The sequence below is a fragment of the Alcaligenes phenolicus genome, from assembly GCF_032063905.1.
GTDB lineage: Bacteria > Pseudomonadota > Gammaproteobacteria > Burkholderiales > Burkholderiaceae_B > Alcaligenes > Alcaligenes phenolicus.
The window spans coordinates 152,348-168,894 of the sequence record NZ_DAMBOE010000003.1 but is presented as its reverse complement, the minus strand read 5'-3'; the positions used below and the strand labels follow the sequence as shown (position 1 = coordinate 168,894).

Below are 16,547 nucleotides of genomic sequence, written 5' to 3'. Positions count from 1 at the left end.
AACCCTGTGTGTTAAGCGCTTGTTCTGGTCAGGAGTTTGTGACTATGTCTGGACGGCTTTCTCGTTATTTCATGGCCGCTGTATTGGCTTTTAGCACCGGCGCCTTGCTGACCGTTTCTTATGATGCGGAAGCACGACGCATGGGTGGTGGCTCCAGTTTTGGCCGCCAATCCTCCAACATCACCAGCAACCGCTCGGCAGCGACGCCGCCTGCTGCAGCGAATAACGCTACTCGCTCGGCTACGCCTGCTGCGGGTGCCGCTGCTGCCGGTACGGCTGCGGCTGGTACCGCTGCCAAGTCGGGCATGTCCCGCTTCCTGGGCCCGATCGCCGGTATCGCCGCTGGTCTGGGTATTGCCGCCTTGCTGTCCAGCATGGGTCTGGGCGGTGCTTTCCTGGAAATGATGTCCAGCCTGTTGTTGATCGGTCTGGTGATCTTCGCCGTTCTGTTCATCGTGCGTCGTCTGCGTGGCTCGGCTGCTCGTCCTGCCATGCAACAAGCCGGTGGTCAGTCCATGATGCGCAATGCTGATCCTGCTCCTAGCCCATGGAAGCAGCCCCAAGCTGCGCCAGCACCTATGCCTGCTGCCGCTCCAGCTGCTCAGCCCGCTGCTGCCGCCGCTGTTCCAGCGCCGCCAGTAGACGAGAGCTGGTTCATCCCCGGTGATTTCGACACGCCTACGTTCCTGGCCAATGCCAAGACCCAGTTCGTGGAAATCCAGAAACTGTGGGACAAGGGCGACGTGGAACAACTGCGTACCTTCCTGACCGATGACCTGCTCAAGGAAGCCGCTCCTCAAATCGCTCAGCGCCAAGGCGAGAACGTAACCCAAGTGGTACTGCTGAACGCAGAATTGCTGGGTATTGAAAAAGTAGCCGACGGCCACCTGGCCAGCGTGCGCTACTCCGGTATGCTGCGTGAAGAAGTGGGTGCAGAGGCTTTCCGCTTTGAGGAAGTCTGGAATCTGTTCAAGGCCGACGGCGCAGGCTGGCTGCTGGCTGGTATTCAGCAGATCCCGGTTGACCCCAACGCTTGATCTCTATCTATACAGACAGCCGCCTTCTTACCCAGGCGGCTGTTCTGTTATGAGCGCTCCCGTTTCGCTGTGATCCCATCTGCCCGTGTTCCTGTCGCCCTGTGCATCCGGCCGTGTCTGTGTCGGGTTAAACTGGCTGTTTTAATTGGACTGGTTTACTCGCCCCGGCAGTAGACTTGCATGGACATGCTTGGTATCCCTTCATTCCTAGAACCTGGCGCCGTGGGCGTGCGTTTGCTCAATGCCTTGCTTGATCGCGAGGATTGGGCGCGTGAGCGTTTGCGCAGCCATGCAGGCAAAACCGTGTCGCTGATTGTGGGCCGTTTGCAACTGGTCTACACCATCAGTTCTCAAGGGAAGCTGGAGCAGGGCCATCCTGCCGTCGTGCCGGATGTCACGTTGACACTGCCTCAGGACAAGCTGCCTGAACTGCCACAAATTCTTCAAGACGGCGATTTCAGCCGTGTCGCCCAGTTAATGCATGTGCAAGGCGAGGCCGGGCTGGCCAATCTGGTGTCGGACCTGGCAGCCAATCTGCGCTGGGATGCCGAGCACGATCTGGCCAAAATTGTGGGTGATGTCATGGCGGTGCGTCTGTTCAGCGGGGCGCGCCGGGCCTTTTCCGGTTTGCGGGATCTGGGCCAGCGTTTGGCAGGCAATGCCAGCGAATACCTGACTGAAGAAAGCGCCTTGCTGGTTACCCGCCCCGAACTGGAACGGATGCGCGAGCAATCGGCTGGTTTGGTCCAACGCCTGGACGAACTGGACCAGCGTTTGAAACGTCTTGACGCGCGTCGGCGGGAGTCCTGAGCATGTTCTCCTTGTGTCGTCTGCTGACCATTTTGCTGGTTGTATTCCGTTATCGCCTGGACGAGCTGGTGCTATCGAGCATCCGCCACCCTTGGGCATCACGCATGTTGCACATTGTGCGCCTGGGTCGCAAGCCCAAGCTGCCACGTGGCGTACGTTTACGGCTGGCCCTGGAAAGTCTGGGGCCCATCTTCGTTAAATTTGGCCAGGTGCTCTCCACTCGCCGGGATTTGATCCCGCTGGATATTGCCGAGCAACTGGCTTTGCTGCAGGACCGCGTGCCGCCATTCCCTTCGGAGGTGGCGGAAGCCACAATTCAGAAGGCCCTGGGTGCTTCGCCTTACGAGCTGTTCCAGAAGTTTGACCGCGAACCCATCGCTTCGGCCTCGATTGCGCAGGTTCACTTTGCCGAGTTGCACAATGGCCGCGAAGTGGCCGTGAAGGTATTGCGTCCCGGCATGCGCGAAGTCATCCATAAAGACTTGCGTCTGATGCGCGTGCTGGCTGCGTTCATGGAACGGCTGGGCCCGGATGCCCGTCGTCTGAAGCCGCGTGAAGTGGTGGCCGAGTTCGACAAGTACCTGAACGACGAGCTGGACCTGATTCGTGAAGCCTCCAATTGCAGTCAGCTACGCCGCAACTTCACCAAAGACGCAGAGCGTACCCAGCTGTTGATTGTGCCTGAAGTGCATTGGGACTATTGCGCCTCGACCGTGTTCACCATGGACCGCATGAAGGGCATCCCGGTCAACCAGATTGATCGCCTGCGTGCCGCCAATGTGGATTTGAAGGATCTGGCCCGCAAAGGGGTGGAGATTTTCTTCACCCAGGTGTTTACCGACGGTTTTTTCCACGCCGACATGCACCCCGGCAATATTTATGTCTCGGACGCACCGGAAAGCTTGGGCCGCTACATCGCCCTGGACTTTGGCATTGTGGGTTCGCTGTCCGAGTTCGACAAAAACTATCTGGCGCAAAACTTCCTGGCTTTCTTCCGGCGCGATTACCGCCGGGTGGCTCAATTGCACATTGAGTCCGGCTGGGTGCCACCTGAAACCCGTGAAGAGGAGCTGGAAGGCTCGGTACGCGCGGTATGTGAACCGTATTTTGACCGGCCCTTGTCCGAAATATCCCTGGGGCAAGTGCTTTTGCGCCTGTTCCAGACCTCGCGCCGGTTCAATGTAGAAATTCAGCCGCAGCTGGTGCTGCTGCAGAAAACCCTTCTGAATGTGGAGGGGATGGGGCGGGATCTGGATCCGGAGCTGGATCTGTGGGATACCGCCAAACCTTATCTGGAAAAGTGGATGTACCAGCGTATTGGTCCATCGGGCTTTTATTCGCGTTTGAAACAGGAAGCAGGGCAGTGGGCCCAGATCATGCCGCAGCTTCCGCGTCTGGTGTATTCCGCTTTGAATAGGCCAGAGACAGGGCAGGCGTTGAACCAGGAACTCAAGCTGTTGCGCCAGTCGCAGCAGCAGACCAACCGATTATTGACTGCCTTATGTGCTGTATTGGCGGTTGCGGTCGGGGTGGCCATCTGGGCTTTGGTGGGGCGATAAGTGTGACGACCCCGCAACGCGTCAGTTTTTTTGTGGCTGACATATTTCTGATAACTGCAGGTTCTACGATAGACGCAGGTCCGCCAGCTGATTGCTAAGCTGGCGCTTTCCGGCGCCTTCCGGACGGTGAATGGCCGCCCTCAAGGAACCGCTTGATTCTTTTTAGGAATCGTTATGCTTTACCATGACTTATTTAAATCCATGGAAGCGGTGCGCTGGAATTTTGCGCATGACATACCGTGGGATGACTTTGATGGCAGCAAGCTCACAGACGAGCAAGCCTACACCATCAAAATGAACGCCATTACCGAGTGGGCAGCCTTGCCTGCAACCGAAATGTTCCTGCGTGACAATAAAGATGACAGCGATTTTTGCGCCTTTATGTCCGTGTGGTTCTTTGAAGAGCAAAAGCACTCGCTGGTTCTGATCGAATACCTGCGCCGTTTCCGCCCCGAGCTGATGCCTACCGAAGAAGAACTGCACAAAGTGCGTTTTGACTTCGATCCGGCCCCGGCCATGGAAACGCTGATGCTGCACTTTTGCGGCGAAGTGCGCCTGAACCACTGGTATCGCCGTGCTGCCGACTGGCACACCGAGCCGGTGATCAAGGCCATCTACAAGATCGTGGCTCAGGATGAAGCCCGTCACGCCGGTGCTTACTTGCGCTACATGAAGCGTGCCCTGGTGCACAAGGGCCAGGAATTTGGCCTGCAAGCCCGTCTGGCTTTCTCCAAGATTGGTGTTCTGATGGCTTCTGCTCATCGCACCGCGCAGGCGTTGCACCCCACCAACTTGCACGTGAACAAAGCCATGTTCCCGGAAGATACTGTGCAGTCCAAGCTGCCATCGCCCGGTTGGCTGGAAAACTGGCTGGATACGCAGATTCGTTTCGACAAGGAATGGGAGCACAAGGTCAGCTCGCGCATCTTGCACAATATGTCCTTGCTGATGGGTAGCTCGTTCGAGACCGTGCAGGAATTGAACCGCTACCGCAAAGATCTGGCACGTCAGGTCGGCTCTGATTCGACGCTGGTGCAGGCTTGATATGAGCGCACGTTTCGAGGCCAAGGTGATGGGTCTGAATGTCCTGCGTGAAGCGGTGGAGCAGGGGCGCCTGGCGCGCCCGCTGGTCTTTACCAACGGTGTGTTTGATATCTTGCACCGTGGGCACGTCAGCTACCTGGACGAGGCCGCCCAGTTGGGCGCCTCGCTGATTGTCGGTGTGAATACCGATGCCTCGGTGCGTCGTTTGAACAAGGGGCCGGAGCGCCCCATCAATCCCGAGCAGGATCGCGCCGCCTTGCTGGCTGCGCTGGCCTGCGTGGATGCGGTGGTCTTGTTTGACGAGGACACGCCCGAAGCCTTGATCGCGACGCTGCGTCCGGACTTGATCGTGAAGGGCGGCGACTACGATATGGAAGCCTTGCCTGAAACGGCTTTAGTGCGTAGCTGGGGTGGCGATGCAGTCGCGATTCCCTTCGAGTTCCAGCGTTCCACGACAGCACTGGTCAAGAAGCTGCGCGACTAAAAGCGAAGTACAGATTGATGTGTTGAATCCCGGCTTGGTCCGGGATTTTTTTTGCTTTTAAGTCGTGAACTCGAGGTTCTCCTGATGCCCAGGATTGCTTGGTGTTTGAGATATGCCGGGGCATTGGATCCAAGCCAGGCCGGGTTGCTAATGCCACTGTCAGTGGCTGAACAAGGTTTGATGTGACCCACGTGCTTGATCTGGTTTGCTTGGCGTGCCTGCCTCAGAGGCAGATATTGAGCATAACTCGGAGATATTAAATCTGGCTGGAGAGGCGTCACTTTAAAGGCCAGATCGCGGTGCCTAGTCTGTATTTTTTGCCAGCGCAGGCTTCAGGACGCCGGTTCAAGCAGATCGTTGACAGCACGCAGGTCGTTTTCGTTCAAGGTGCCGCTGGCTGCTTTCAGGCGCAGGCTGTTCATCAGAACTTCGTAACGCGCTTGGGCCAAGCTGCGTTGCGCTTCATACAACTGCTGCTGGGCATTGAGTACGTCAATGTTTACACGTACACCGACCTCGTAAGCCAGCTTGTTGGCCTCCAGGGCGTCCTGACTGGATTTGGTGGCTGCTTCCAGTGCCTGCACACGGACCAGCCCTGTGGTGACGCCAGAGAAGTACTGGCGCGTCTGCTGGATGGATTGCTGAATAGCGAACTGATGATCGTAGCGGGCCTGTTGCAGGCGCGAGCTTTGTTCGCGTACTTGCGAGCTGGTTTCACCACCACGGAAAATCGGGATGCTTAACTCCAGACCCAAAGCGCTGTTCAGCGAACGTGGGCCACCGCCCGCTTGGCCAAACAGAGTCTGGTCGCTACCGCTGCCGGTTTGGGCTTTCAGAGCCAGAGTGGGCTCGTGCAGGGCCTGGGTGCTTTTCAACTGCTCTTCAGCAGCACGGGCCTTGATATCAGCCAGTGCCACGCTCAAGCCGGATTGGCTGGACTGATCCAGCCAGTCTTGCAAATTCGCAGGCTGCGGGGCGGGAAGGCGTAAAGGCTCACGCAGGCGTGCCAGCGTGTCATAACGCTCCAGCGTCAGTGCAGCCAGCTTGTCCTGAGCCACTTGCAGGGCATTTTCAGCCTGCAAGACACCAGCCCGGGTCAGGTCCAGGCGCGATTTGGCTTCGTAGGTATCGGTAATCGTGGTGCCGCCCAGCTGAAAGTTCTGATCAGCAGCACGCAATTGCTCGTCAATGGCGGCTTGCTGGGCTTTCAGGGTGGACAGCGTATCTTGCGCAGCTAGCACATCAAAATAGCTTTGGCTGACGCGCAGCATCAAATCTTGCCGATCCAGCGTCAGCTGAATATCCGCACCCTGCGCCAGTAACTGGGCGCGTTCGTAACGGGCCCAGGCATTGCGGTTGTACACGGGTTGGCTCAGCGTCAAGGTCCAGGCGGCACGGTCGCTGGAATGCTGATTGGACAGCTTGCTGGTTTGACGACGCTCTTGCAGTTCGGCTGTGCCGATGGCGCTGATCTGTGGCAACAGTTGTGCCCGGCTTTGGGGTACTTGTTCCTGATCGGCTTGATGCGCAGCTTGCGCAGCGCCAAACTGCGGTTCATGTGCCAGGGCCTGGTTCCAGGCCTGCAGCAGATCTTGCGACTGGGCGGTGCTACTTAAGGCAAGCAGCGAGAGCAATGCCAGGCGCAAGGGAGTCATGAACCGCATACGTGCTTAAAAGCGGAATTGCGAAACGGCGGTGCCGCGCAAAGGTTTGATCCAGGTGTCGAACAGGGGTGTCGTCTCGAAGCTGGCCGCGCTGGTGCGCGTAATACGCACAGCCGTCATGACCGGGTTTTGACCGACCACTACAACCAGACGGCCCCCGATACAGAGCTGGTACTTCAAGGCATCAGGAATGGTGGGCACGGAGCCGGTGACCAGAATGGCGTCGTATTCGGTGGTGCCCCAGCCTGCGTGTGCATCACCCACTTCAACCTTGACGTTGCGCACATTGTTGCGCTGCAGGTTTTCCTGGGCGAAAGCGGCCAGTCTGCTGTCAATCTCGATGGAGGTGACTTGTTGGGCCAGGTGAGCCAGCAAAGCAGCCTGGTAGCCCGAGCCGGTACCAATTTCGAGTACGCCGTCGCTAGGCTGCAGCAGCAGTTCTTGCGCCAGACGGGCTTCGACTTTAGGCGAGAGCATGGTCTCGTGCGTGTCCACGGCATTGATGATCAGTGGCAGCTCGGTGTCCGAAAAGGCCGAAGAGCGCAAGGACGAGGGAACAAAGCGTTCGCGCTGGACCTCGACCAATGCTTGCAGCACTTTTTCGTCGGATACGTTCCAGGGACGGATCTGTTGTTCCACCATGTAGTAACGGGCACGTTCGAGTTCAGACAGCGCAAAATGGTTCATAGCTTCCAGAAAACTAAAGGCTTGGCAAAGAGCCGATTATAAGCCAGCACATCGATAAAGATGCGCAGTTGGGCTTAGCAGGACGGCACCATTGCATGGAGCAAGGTGCTGGCGTTGTTGACGGCAATGGGCAAGAAGGTATCAAAATCCATGTGCGCTTCACTGTTGGCATTGTCTGAAATACTGCGTATGCAGACAAAAGGTACCTTGTTCAGATAGCACACCTGGGCAATGGCGCCACTTTCCATTTCGCAGGCTAAGGCGCTAAAGGTGGCGCTTAACCACTGTATTTTATCGTTACATGCGATAAATTGGTCGCCGGTAACAATTCGGCCCGTATGGACCTGGTGGCCTTCTATCTGCTGGGCGGCGGTTTGCGCCACGGTCAGCAGGGCGGGGTCAGCGGGGAAATCGAAGGTATCCAGACGGAAAACCTGTCCTGGCGCCAGACCCAGGGCTTTCAGTTCCACATCGTGCTGGACCAGGGTATCGGCAATGACGATATCGCCAGGTCGGATGCTGGGTTCAACCGCACCCGCAATGCCGATATTGATGATGCTGCCCACGGCAAATTCCGAGATCAGCATCTGGGTGCAGGCGGCGGCGTTGACCTTGCCCACGCCGCAAACCACGGCCACAACGAGCTTGCCCAGATAGCTGCCGCGATGAAAATCCATGCCGGCGCGCTGGATGGTCTGGGGCTCTTGCAAGCGCTCCAGCACAATCTCCAGCTCTTCGCGCATGGCGACAATAATTCCAAGTGTAGACATAAGACAGGGGCCTTCAAGCGGCCCGATCAAACGGCACGTATCAGGACGATGGCCACAGTTTATGGAAGTGATGCACCGGACCGTGTCCGCTGCCCACGGTCAGTTCACCCGAACGGGCAATGGCTTCGTACAAGTACTTTTTGGCAGCCAGAGCAGCGTCAGGCACATTGCTGTATTGGGGCAGCAGGGCGGCCAGCGCAGCCGACAAGGTGCAGCCGGTGCCGTGCGTATTGGCAGTATCAATACGTTTGGCGGGCATTTCGATCATCTTGTCGCCATCGTGCAGCAAGTCTATGCAGTCCGAACCGGGCAGGTGACCGCCTTTCAGGAAGACCCAGCGTTGATCGCTGTGATTCATCAGGCGACGCAGACGCTCGGCGGCCTGACGCATTTCCTTGACGGTTTCTACCGGACGGGCGTCCAGCAGGACACCGGCTTCGGGCAGATTGGGCGTGATCATGGTGCACTGGGGCACCAGTTGCTCGCGCAAGGCATGGACGGCCGACTTTTCCAGCAGATGATCGCCGCTTTTGGCGATCATCACCGGGTCCAGTACCAGATGCTTGGGTTTGAAGTGAGCCATGCGCTCGGCCACCACGGTGGTGACGGCCTCCTGGCCCAACATGCCGATCTTGACGCCATCAATGCGCACGTCGGCAAACAGCGTATCAATCTGCTGGCGCACAAAGTCGGCAGGAACCGGGCTGATGCCGGTTACCCCTTGGGTATTTTGTGCCGTCAAAGCGGCAATCACAGCGGTGGCATAAGCACCCAGGGCGCTCATGGCTTTGACATCAGCCAGAATACCGGCGCCGCCGGAGGGGTCAACTCCGGCAATGGTCAGCGTATTGGGAATCATGTCTCAATCAGGTACGGGAGTGGATCAGCCCTTCGGTAGGGGAGCTGGGGTCGGCATCGTAGTATTTGCGGGGCACGCGGCCAGCCAGATAAGCCTGGCGACCGGCTTGCACAGCCAGGTTCATGGCGCTGGCCATCATCACAGGCTGGCGGGCACCGGCAATGGCGGTGTTCATCAGGACACCATCACAGCCCAGTTCCATGGCAATGGCCGCATCCGAGGCTGTACCGACACCGGCATCGACCAGCACAGGCACCTTGCTCTGATCGATGATCAGGCGCAGGTTCCAGGGGTTGATGATGCCCATGCCCGAACCGATCAGGGAGGCCAAGGGCATGATGGCCACACAGCCAATATCTTCCAGCATACGAGCCTGGATAGGGTCGTCGGCGCAATACACCATCACATCAAAGCCTTCATCCACCAGGGTTTTGGCGGCTTTCAGGGTTTCGGGCATATTGGGGAACAGATTGCCGGAGTCGCCCAGCACTTCCAGTTTGACCAGTTTGTGGCCGTCCAGCAGTTCGCGGGCCAGACGCAAGGTACGCACGGCGTCCTCGGCGGTATAGCAACCCGCGGTGTTGGGCAGCAGGGTGTATTTGGAGGGGGGCAGGTAGTCGAGCAGATTGGGCTCGTTGGCGTTCTGGCCGATATTGGTGCGGCGAATGGCCACCGTCACAATTTCAGCGCCGCTGGCTTCAATAGCCTGACGAGTTTCATCAAAATCTTTGTATTTACCGGTGCCTACCAATAGCCGGGATTGGTAGCTGGTTCCGGCCAGGATAAAGGGATCGTTGTTCACTGTTTGGGTCATGGTGGTGCTTTGTTGCGCATCCGTCTTTGCTGACGGATAAAGAATTGGTTTTTTGCTGGGCAAACACTGCAAGAATAATCCATTTGGCCGGTGCCCGCAGGAAAACCCGTATGCCGGCTTGCTGGTGTGCGGTAGGGATTTGGCTCGGGCAGGGGGCTGGCCACGGATGCAAGCCCGATTGGCCTGTGGCTGTGGCAAATATATACCTTGGCATATTCGCCTTATGTTTAAAGCCATGCGCAAGGCCCCAATGCAGGCTGGCCCTGCCAGAGTTGCGATGCGAAAATTCTGTTGTTCCTCAAGAACGGGATTTTTCTTGAGGGATCCGTAGATTTCATCCGTTCTTTCTGTTTTATCGCTCGGACACAAGCCTCAGGTACTGATGTACCTGGGGCTTGAGTTCGATTGGCATTGTTTGATTGTTAAAGGAGCACGTTCTTGGGCCCTGACCCTGAATCTGAAAGACGCACATTTGCGTTGCGCCCCGCGTTTCATGTCCGCATGAAACCCCATTGCGAATTGAGCACCGGCTCCAGGTTCCTCACGGTCTAAGACGTGTGGGGTGCTTCTGTGGCCCTGTGCCCAGGAGAATCTCATGCTGTTTTCCCGCCCTCACGATAGCTTGCAGCGCGCTTTGCGTATGGCTGTCGCCACTTACCGCCCCGTCGCCGTGTGCGACTTGCTGGCCTCGCACGGCACCCTGGCTTTTGCCCAGGCCTTGCCCGAGCTTTCGACTCGTGTGCGTGCCGATGTTCTGGCCATGCTGCCCGAATTTGATCGCAGTCAGGTCTACAGCGCCATGTATACCGGCGTGCGAGTAGGGCATTTGGGTCGCCGCCGCACTCATGGCCCGTCGCCCAGCCTGTTCACCCTGTTCCCGCACCGCTACGGCACGCAGGACTGGCTGCGTGAGTATCGCCAGCCCCAGCGCTCTTGAGCACTGGGCCCTACCCCTTTTCTGTTCAACCTGTCACAGCAGACCAGCCCATGCGGGGCTCGCATCGTCATGGACGGCTGCTGTGGCTTTCATCAACCCAAAAGAGTGCTATGCCGCAAACCATTCCCTCTTCCTTGAGCAGCAAACCGTATCAGGACAACTCGCTGGCCGCCCAGGTCTGGACCCGCTCGGCGCGTCGCCCCAGTGTTGCACCGCTTAAGGGTCGCAAGCGTTGGTCGCGCTACGAGCGCCTGTCTTTTTCCATGCTGCTGTCTTCGTGGGGCATTTTGATTGTGGTGGTGAGCTGGCTGTTTTTCAGCAACTCGCATCTGGAAACCCGGACCAGCTCCACCTCCGGCTCGCATTCCAGCTTTTACATGGGGACCACGACGCCGTCGCCCGATGCGTCCAGCTCCCAAGAGACCCGTTCTGATGGAGATCAACAATGACGGACCAAGGTAAAACGCCGCCGCTCTTTGGCAACGACGGCCAGCCCAATAACTGGATGCGCATCAGCATCCATGCCACCGAGCAGATCAGGGGCCTGCGTAAAAAGCTGGGCGTGGAAATTCCACAGACCTTGCAGAACAGTCCTACACAGGAAGGCCCCTTCAGCTTTGTGCCCGTGACGTTTCTGAACGTGGACAAGGGTCAGAAGAAGGCCAGCCGGGTGGTGTTCATTCTGAGCCGTGAAACGCTGGTCTCCATCGAACCTGACCCAAGCCCCAAACCACTGGCCCAGGCCCTGCAGCGCTTGCAGCGTGATGGTCGCGAGAACGACGCCTTTGAAAGCTTTGCGGTGATTTTGCAATCCATTAACGATGCCACCGATGAGCTGCTGGACTCCCTGAGCCACGATCTGGGCAAGGTGCTGACTCAGACCAACGCCGTGCTCAACAGCCTGGAAACCAAAGACCGGGACTTTGGCGTTAGTGACGTGGTCTCCACCCAGATGGATTTGAGCGAAGTGGAAGAGCTCTTGTCCGACTGCCTGGAGAGCCAGTTGCAACTGGCCATGGCTGCCCGTCATGCCCTGGCGCGTTTACCCGCAGACCAGGAAAAACTGAAGCCCGTTTTCCATACCCTGATCGACGACATCGAGGCTGTGGAAAAGCAGGTGAACTTTGTGCACGACCGCGTTCGCCTTTTGCAGACCACCAACAATATGGCGCTGAACGTGAAGCAGAACCAGATTGTGAAAGTGTTCTCGGTGGTGACCGCCGTGTTCCTGCCCGCCATGCTGATTTCGACCTACTACAGCATGAACTTTGCCTATATGCCGATTCTGCAATGGGAGCACGCCGAGATAGTGGGGATTATTTCCACCGCCTTGTTCTCCATGTTGCCGCTGATCTATGTGAAACACCGGGGCTGGCTGCGCTAGAGCGCGCCTGTGCGAGCGTGGGGCTCGCTGCCTTTGATACTTAAATGAATGGGAAGAATTTCGTATGTTGAACACATTGAAAAGCAGCACCGAGGTGGCAACGGCAGGCTCGGATAAATTACGCGGTCTGGTCTGGAATGAAGACTTGAGCCTGCAGTCGGACTCCAACGCGGCCGTCCAGCAGCGCCGTCAGGCCATTGACCGAGCGCGTGCCAACCGCCCACGCACCGCGCATATCGAGCGCGAAATCATGATTGCGGTGGTGGTGTTGTACATCCTGATTCTGGGCAGTTTTGCCGGTCTGCATTTGTATGGCCACTACATGGTTTCCCCGGAAGCTGAACAGGTACAAAGCGAGGACTAAGCCATGACTGAAAAAAAACAGGGGGGCGCGGTGGTGTCCAGCCTGAGCGACAAGCGTGGGCAAAAAACGGCATGGTTGCAGCTGTCGGCCAGCCGGCATGATGAGCTTGCCGAGGCGCAAGCCAAACTGGGCCTGGACCTGAGCGTCAAACGGGGCCGTGCTGCCGCGGAAGAAGCGGGCTTTATTCTGATTCCCGTGGAGATGGTGATACGTCAGGGCCAGCAGTACCGCGAAACCAGCCTGCTGTTCGCCTTGAGCAAGGACCGTTTGATCAGCGTGGAGCAGGACGTGCGGGTCGATACCCTGGAGCGTGTCAGCCAGCAGTTGAACGCCAGGGTAGAGGTCGGGCACGCCGTGCCCAGTCCCGCTTCAATTCTGTTCATGATCTTGCAGGCTCTGAACGATCAGGCCCGCGCCACGATTTCGGATATTGCCGGGCGTCTGGACGAGTGCAGCGATACGGTGGCGGCAGCCAGTGGCGGCTTTGATACCTCCGGGCGTCAGGCCGGGGTGGCGGATATTGCCAGTACCGCCATCGGTCTGGGAGAGGCCGAGGAGCTGGTCGCCAAAACAGTGGAGGGGCAGTTGATGCTGGCTCGCGCAGGCCGTTGGTTGCGTCGTACGCCCGGTGGCGAAAGCGCAGAGAACCTGTCCATGTTGCTCTCCGATATTCAAAGCTTGCGTCGCTACGCCCGCTTTCAGCACGACAAGATTCGCAACCTGCAGCAGTCCTTGATGACCACGCTGGATTTGAAACAGAACCAGGTGATCAAGGTCTTTACGGTGGTTACCGCAGTGTTCTTGCCGCCTACGCTGATCGCTGCGTTCTACGGCCAGAACTTTGCCAATATGCCCGAGCTGGAAATCATCGGTGGCGAGTGGCTGGTCATGGGCATGACCGCTGTATTTGCCTTGGCTCCCTTGGCCTATGTAAAGCGTAAAGGGTGGATGCGATGACGGCCCGTTTCAAGGATATGGCTTCCTGGCGGCGCTTGCAGGCCCCTGACCGTCAGGCGCTGGAAGATCTGGGCAAGTTGTATCGCGTGGATTTGCTGCCACAAGCCCAGGCCAGCCTGGGGATGGCCACACGCATACGCTGTGTGCGAGTGAGTGACGAACAGATGCAGGTGTCTGACCTGATCTGGTGTTTGGGGCAGGACGATCAGCCTTTGTATACCGTGGAAACAGGCCATCGTCTGCTGCGTCCCGGCCAGGCTCTGGAGCGCTTGAGTGCCCAGGAAATGTCCCTGGCCAGCTCCCATGCCCTGGCTTTGACTCTGCTTTATCAATTGCTGGCGCAGACCTCGCAAGTGCTGGACCGTATTGATCAGGGCCTGAGTGTCTCGACCCTGTCCTTGCGCGGCTTTCTGTCCAATGTAGGCACGGACTATTCGCGCGGTGCCGAGGACATGATCGATCTGGACAGTCATATGGCAACCCTGCACAAGCCGCTGTCTCATGTGATGCATTCCATTGACGATCTGGAGCAGGCCGCACAACGCTTGCGCCGCTGGGTTTATCAGGAAAAAAGCATGGATTTGAGCCGCGTGGACGAGCTGATTGCCGCCATCGAGGGCATGCAACGCCGTGCGCATTTCGCCATTGAACGCCAGCGTTTTCATTGGCGTGCCGCCGGAGAGTCCGTGGCCATGAGCGACCTGAATGTGACCAAGGTCTTTACGGTGTTGTGGGCCTTGCTGGTGCCCGGTACAGCCTTGATCAACTGGTACGGTCAGAACTTCCATGTCATGCCCGAGTTATCTTGGGAGGGCACCATGTGGGTGCAGTTGGTGACCGTGTTGGTGCTGACGGCGGTACCGATCTGGACAATCAAGAAATCGGGCGCATTGCGTTGAGGGTAAGCGCCGTGTGCTGGCCCGGTTAGGCGGTGCACAGGCTGTTTGTTGAAGAACTCATTGAACGAAACAGAGGTGTCGATGGCCGATGACCACGAGATAGTGCCCGTTGGTTCTGAATGCAGGCCAGCGGGCGGTAACTCCTATCCGAATCAATTAGCGATTTTTGTCTTTCCACTTCGACGGTAAACACATCCCTAGCCTTTCAGAGCGGGGTGGCCGTCCCTGCACCAATGTGTAGAGGTATCCATGAATGCAAGCCGGTTTTTCCATCCCGATCACAGCGCCGTCGTACACCAGAGCCCGGTGCGTCTGGTACGCCGCGCCCACTGTGCGCTGAGCTACTACGCTACCCGCAGCGTGCCACAAGTGTTGCAAGCCTTGAATACCCAGCGCCATGGCCTGGCCTTTGATGAAGTGTTGCGCCGTCTGATACAGAACGGCCCCAATCAAATACGGGTGCTACGTTCCAGCCCCGCTGATCTGGTCCAGGTGGTCCAGACCATGAAAAAACAAACCTGTCAGGTGCGCCGCGATTTGACCATGTACGAGCTGGCAAGGGATCACCAGTCCCGCGTGCCGGCTCGTATGCTGGTGCCCGGTGATGTCGTGCTGCTGTCTGCCGGTGATTACGTACCGGCGGATCTGCGCTTGATCCATCAGGATCACCTGATTCTGAACCGTGCCATTTTGCAGGCTGCTCCCGATACATGCGCCATGGGCGACCGGGTTGTGGCCGGGACCGCACAAGGTGTAGTGGTGGCGACGGGTAATCAAACCTTGTTAGGAGTTCTGATGCGTGAACCTGTTCCTGTGGCCTGCGGCTGGCGTCGTGTGCTGGAGTGCAGTCCTTTTCAATTGAACAAAGCCGCTTCTTTGGCGGCTGGCGTGGCCCTGTTTGGTCTTGCAGCCGCTCTGATGCCCAGCCACAGCCATGCTGAAACCTCGGTGCAGCTTTATGGCACCCTGGATGCCGGTTTGGGCTGGACGCGCGTGAGCGGCGAAGGCTCGCAGCGCGACGTGTTAAGCGGCGGGCAGACAGACTCTCTGTGGGGGATTCGCGGCCATGAGAATCTGGGTGATGGGCTGCGCGCCACCTTTAATCTTGAAAGTGGTATTGATCTGGCCACAGGCCGGGCCGAGGATTCCGAGCGTCTGTTCAACTATCAGGCCTGGCTGGGTCTGGGCAGTGATAACTGGGGCGAGCTGCGTTTTGGGCGCCAGTACACCGTGGGCCAGGAATTTGTCTCTGCCATTGAAGTGGGTTCCTGGAAAGACTTTGGTATGGGCGCTTTGATGCGTGCCTCGGACAACTACCAGATCTCTAATCAGTTCAGTTGGCGCAGCCCGGAATGGGCAAGCATGCAGTTAGGAGCCAGCTACAGCGCAGATGTGGGCGAGCAAGGCCTAGGGGGTTCTCGCAGCAAACTCTATAGCGTGGCCTTGCGCTACGAGGAGGGGCCCTGGTTGCTGGGGGCCAGTTACGAGAGTTTGAGCCGTGTCGAGTCCCATCGTCCTATGGCCTGGCAATTGGGCGCGAGCTATGACTTTGAGGTAGCCCGCCTTGCAGCTGGCTGGAGCCGTCAGAGCAATGGCTTTGTGGGCCTGAATGGTGATGATGGACCTGCCCATCTGCAAGACCAGGGCTTGGAAGGCTTGGGCCCGGCGGAGTTCATCAACGGTGGCCGACTGGATACCTGGTATGTGGGCACGGCGATTCCTGTAGGCAAGGGCGAGTTCCAGCTGCAATGGTCTCTGGGTCGTCCGAACTGGACCTGGGAGGATACCGATGAGCGCGCACGTCGCATTCAGGTGATGTCTGTGGGCTACGTGCATGCTTTGTCGCCCCGAACCAGCGTCTATGCCTTTGCGGCGCAAGGACGCCGCTTTGATATGGAAACCGCTGCCAGTGCCAGTGAACCACGTAGTAGCCGTGTTGCCTTGGGTGTGACACACCACTTCTAATGAAATGGCCGGTTTCCTGCACCTGAGTCCGTGTTCTCACTGGCCCTGGCGCAGGAAGGTCGGGCAGGGCTGAGTGCTTGTGGGGACGGCTCAGGAGACATATCCCTAAGTATAAATTTGATGTCTGCAAGGCGATGGAAAGTGTGCCAATGCCTGGCAGACAAGCCCACACTCAGATGCGAAAATACTGTTGGTGCAAAAACCGTCGCACCTTCTTTTTTAACTACTCACGTTTAAAAGTAAATGGACCCTGATCCTTCTTTATGGCTTTGTTCCTGTAAAGGACAAGCCTCCTTAATGACCAGTCAATTGG

At 57.8% G+C, this 16,547-nt stretch carries 17 protein-coding genes; 12 read left to right on the top strand and 5 right to left on the bottom strand.

Going from position 1 to position 16,547, the window contains the following annotated elements; all coding sequences use genetic code 11:
* The first annotated feature begins 44 nt into the window (after window positions 1–44).
* From U2949_RS07315 to rfaE2, 5 genes are all read left to right on the top strand, one after another.
* Window positions 45–1,037, top strand: a complete 993-nt coding sequence (locus U2949_RS07315) for a Tim44 domain-containing protein (RefSeq protein ID WP_026484475.1) — start codon at window positions 45–47, stop codon at window positions 1,035–1,037.
* A 180-nt stretch (window positions 1,038–1,217) separates the two neighbouring features.
* Entirely contained in the window at window positions 1,218–1,847 is a 630-nt protein-coding gene (locus U2949_RS07310) for a ubiquinone biosynthesis accessory factor UbiJ (RefSeq protein ID WP_026484474.1), read from the top strand.
* A 2-nt stretch (window positions 1,848–1,849) separates the two neighbouring features.
* A complete protein-coding gene (ubiB, locus tag U2949_RS07305) occupies window positions 1,850–3,406 on the top strand; it encodes a ubiquinone biosynthesis regulatory protein kinase UbiB (protein ID WP_321286951.1) in 1,557 nt (518 codons plus the stop codon).
* A gap of 174 nt (window positions 3,407–3,580) precedes the next feature.
* Entirely contained in the window at window positions 3,581–4,450 is an 870-nt protein-coding gene (locus U2949_RS07300) for a ferritin (protein ID WP_026484472.1), read from the top strand.
* A gap of 1 nt (window position 4,451) precedes the next feature.
* Window positions 4,452–4,934: a D-glycero-beta-D-manno-heptose 1-phosphate adenylyltransferase gene (rfaE2, locus tag U2949_RS07295; RefSeq protein ID WP_026484471.1), complete on the top strand. Its 483-nt coding sequence runs from the start codon at window positions 4,452–4,454 to the stop codon at window positions 4,932–4,934.
* Window positions 4,935–5,266: 332 nt separating this feature from the next.
* Here the strand turns inward: rfaE2 and U2949_RS07290 are convergent, their stop codons facing one another.
* The 5 genes from U2949_RS07290 to U2949_RS07270 form a co-directional block, all read right to left on the bottom strand.
* Window positions 5,267–6,589 (bottom strand): TolC family outer membrane protein, encoded by a 1,323-nt coding sequence (locus tag U2949_RS07290; RefSeq protein WP_321286947.1) that lies wholly within the window; start codon window positions 6,587–6,589, stop codon window positions 5,267–5,269.
* Window positions 6,590–6,604: 15 nt separating this feature from the next.
* Entirely contained in the window at window positions 6,605–7,285 is a 681-nt protein-coding gene (locus U2949_RS07285; RefSeq protein WP_321286945.1) for a protein-L-isoaspartate O-methyltransferase family protein, read from the bottom strand.
* A gap of 74 nt (window positions 7,286–7,359) precedes the next feature.
* A complete protein-coding gene (locus U2949_RS07280; RefSeq protein ID WP_321286943.1) occupies window positions 7,360–8,055 on the bottom strand; it encodes a 5'-methylthioadenosine/adenosylhomocysteine nucleosidase in 696 nt (231 codons plus the stop codon).
* 40 nt (window positions 8,056–8,095) lie between these two features.
* Complete coding sequence (gene thiD, locus U2949_RS07275) at window positions 8,096–8,914, bottom strand: bifunctional hydroxymethylpyrimidine kinase/phosphomethylpyrimidine kinase (RefSeq protein WP_042486637.1); 819 nt, start codon at window positions 8,912–8,914, stop codon at window positions 8,096–8,098.
* A gap of 7 nt (window positions 8,915–8,921) precedes the next feature.
* Complete coding sequence (locus U2949_RS07270) at window positions 8,922–9,728, bottom strand: thiazole synthase (RefSeq protein ID WP_009458704.1); 807 nt, start codon at window positions 9,726–9,728, stop codon at window positions 8,922–8,924.
* A gap of 595 nt (window positions 9,729–10,323) precedes the next feature.
* Here U2949_RS07270 and U2949_RS07265 point away from each other — a divergent pair.
* The 7 genes from U2949_RS07265 to U2949_RS07235 all read left to right on the top strand — a co-directional run bounded on the left by U2949_RS07265 (window position 10,324) and on the right by U2949_RS07235 (window position 16,234).
* Window positions 10,324–10,665: a hypothetical protein gene (locus U2949_RS07265; protein WP_051316361.1), complete on the top strand. Its 342-nt coding sequence runs from the start codon at window positions 10,324–10,326 to the stop codon at window positions 10,663–10,665.
* A 110-nt stretch (window positions 10,666–10,775) separates the two neighbouring features.
* On the top strand, window positions 10,776–11,114 hold the full coding sequence (locus U2949_RS07260; RefSeq protein WP_257723745.1) for a hypothetical protein: 339 nt from the start codon (window positions 10,776–10,778) through the stop codon (window positions 11,112–11,114).
* Window positions 11,111–12,049 carry a CorA family divalent cation transporter gene (locus tag U2949_RS07255; RefSeq protein WP_035275172.1) on the top strand — a complete coding sequence of 313 codons (939 nt, stop codon included), beginning with the start codon at window positions 11,111–11,113 and terminating at the stop codon, window positions 12,047–12,049. The genes U2949_RS07260 and U2949_RS07255 overlap by 4 nt, the downstream gene beginning before the upstream one ends.
* A 64-nt stretch (window positions 12,050–12,113) precedes the next feature.
* Window positions 12,114–12,413, top strand: coding sequence for a hypothetical protein (locus U2949_RS07250; protein WP_009458709.1), 300 nt, complete (start codon window positions 12,114–12,116; stop codon window positions 12,411–12,413).
* Between the two features lie 3 nt (window positions 12,414–12,416).
* Complete coding sequence (locus U2949_RS07245; RefSeq protein WP_321286937.1) at window positions 12,417–13,370, top strand: magnesium transporter CorA family protein; 954 nt, start codon at window positions 12,417–12,419, stop codon at window positions 13,368–13,370.
* Window positions 13,367–14,269 (top strand): CorA family divalent cation transporter, encoded by a 903-nt coding sequence (locus U2949_RS07240; RefSeq protein ID WP_026484464.1) that lies wholly within the window; start codon window positions 13,367–13,369, stop codon window positions 14,267–14,269. Before U2949_RS07245 ends, U2949_RS07240 begins: the two co-directional genes overlap by 4 nt.
* A gap of 249 nt (window positions 14,270–14,518) precedes the next feature.
* Window positions 14,519–16,234, top strand: coding sequence for a porin (locus tag U2949_RS07235; protein WP_321286934.1), 1,716 nt, complete (start codon window positions 14,519–14,521; stop codon window positions 16,232–16,234).
* The last annotated feature ends 313 nt before the right edge of the window (window positions 16,235–16,547 follow it).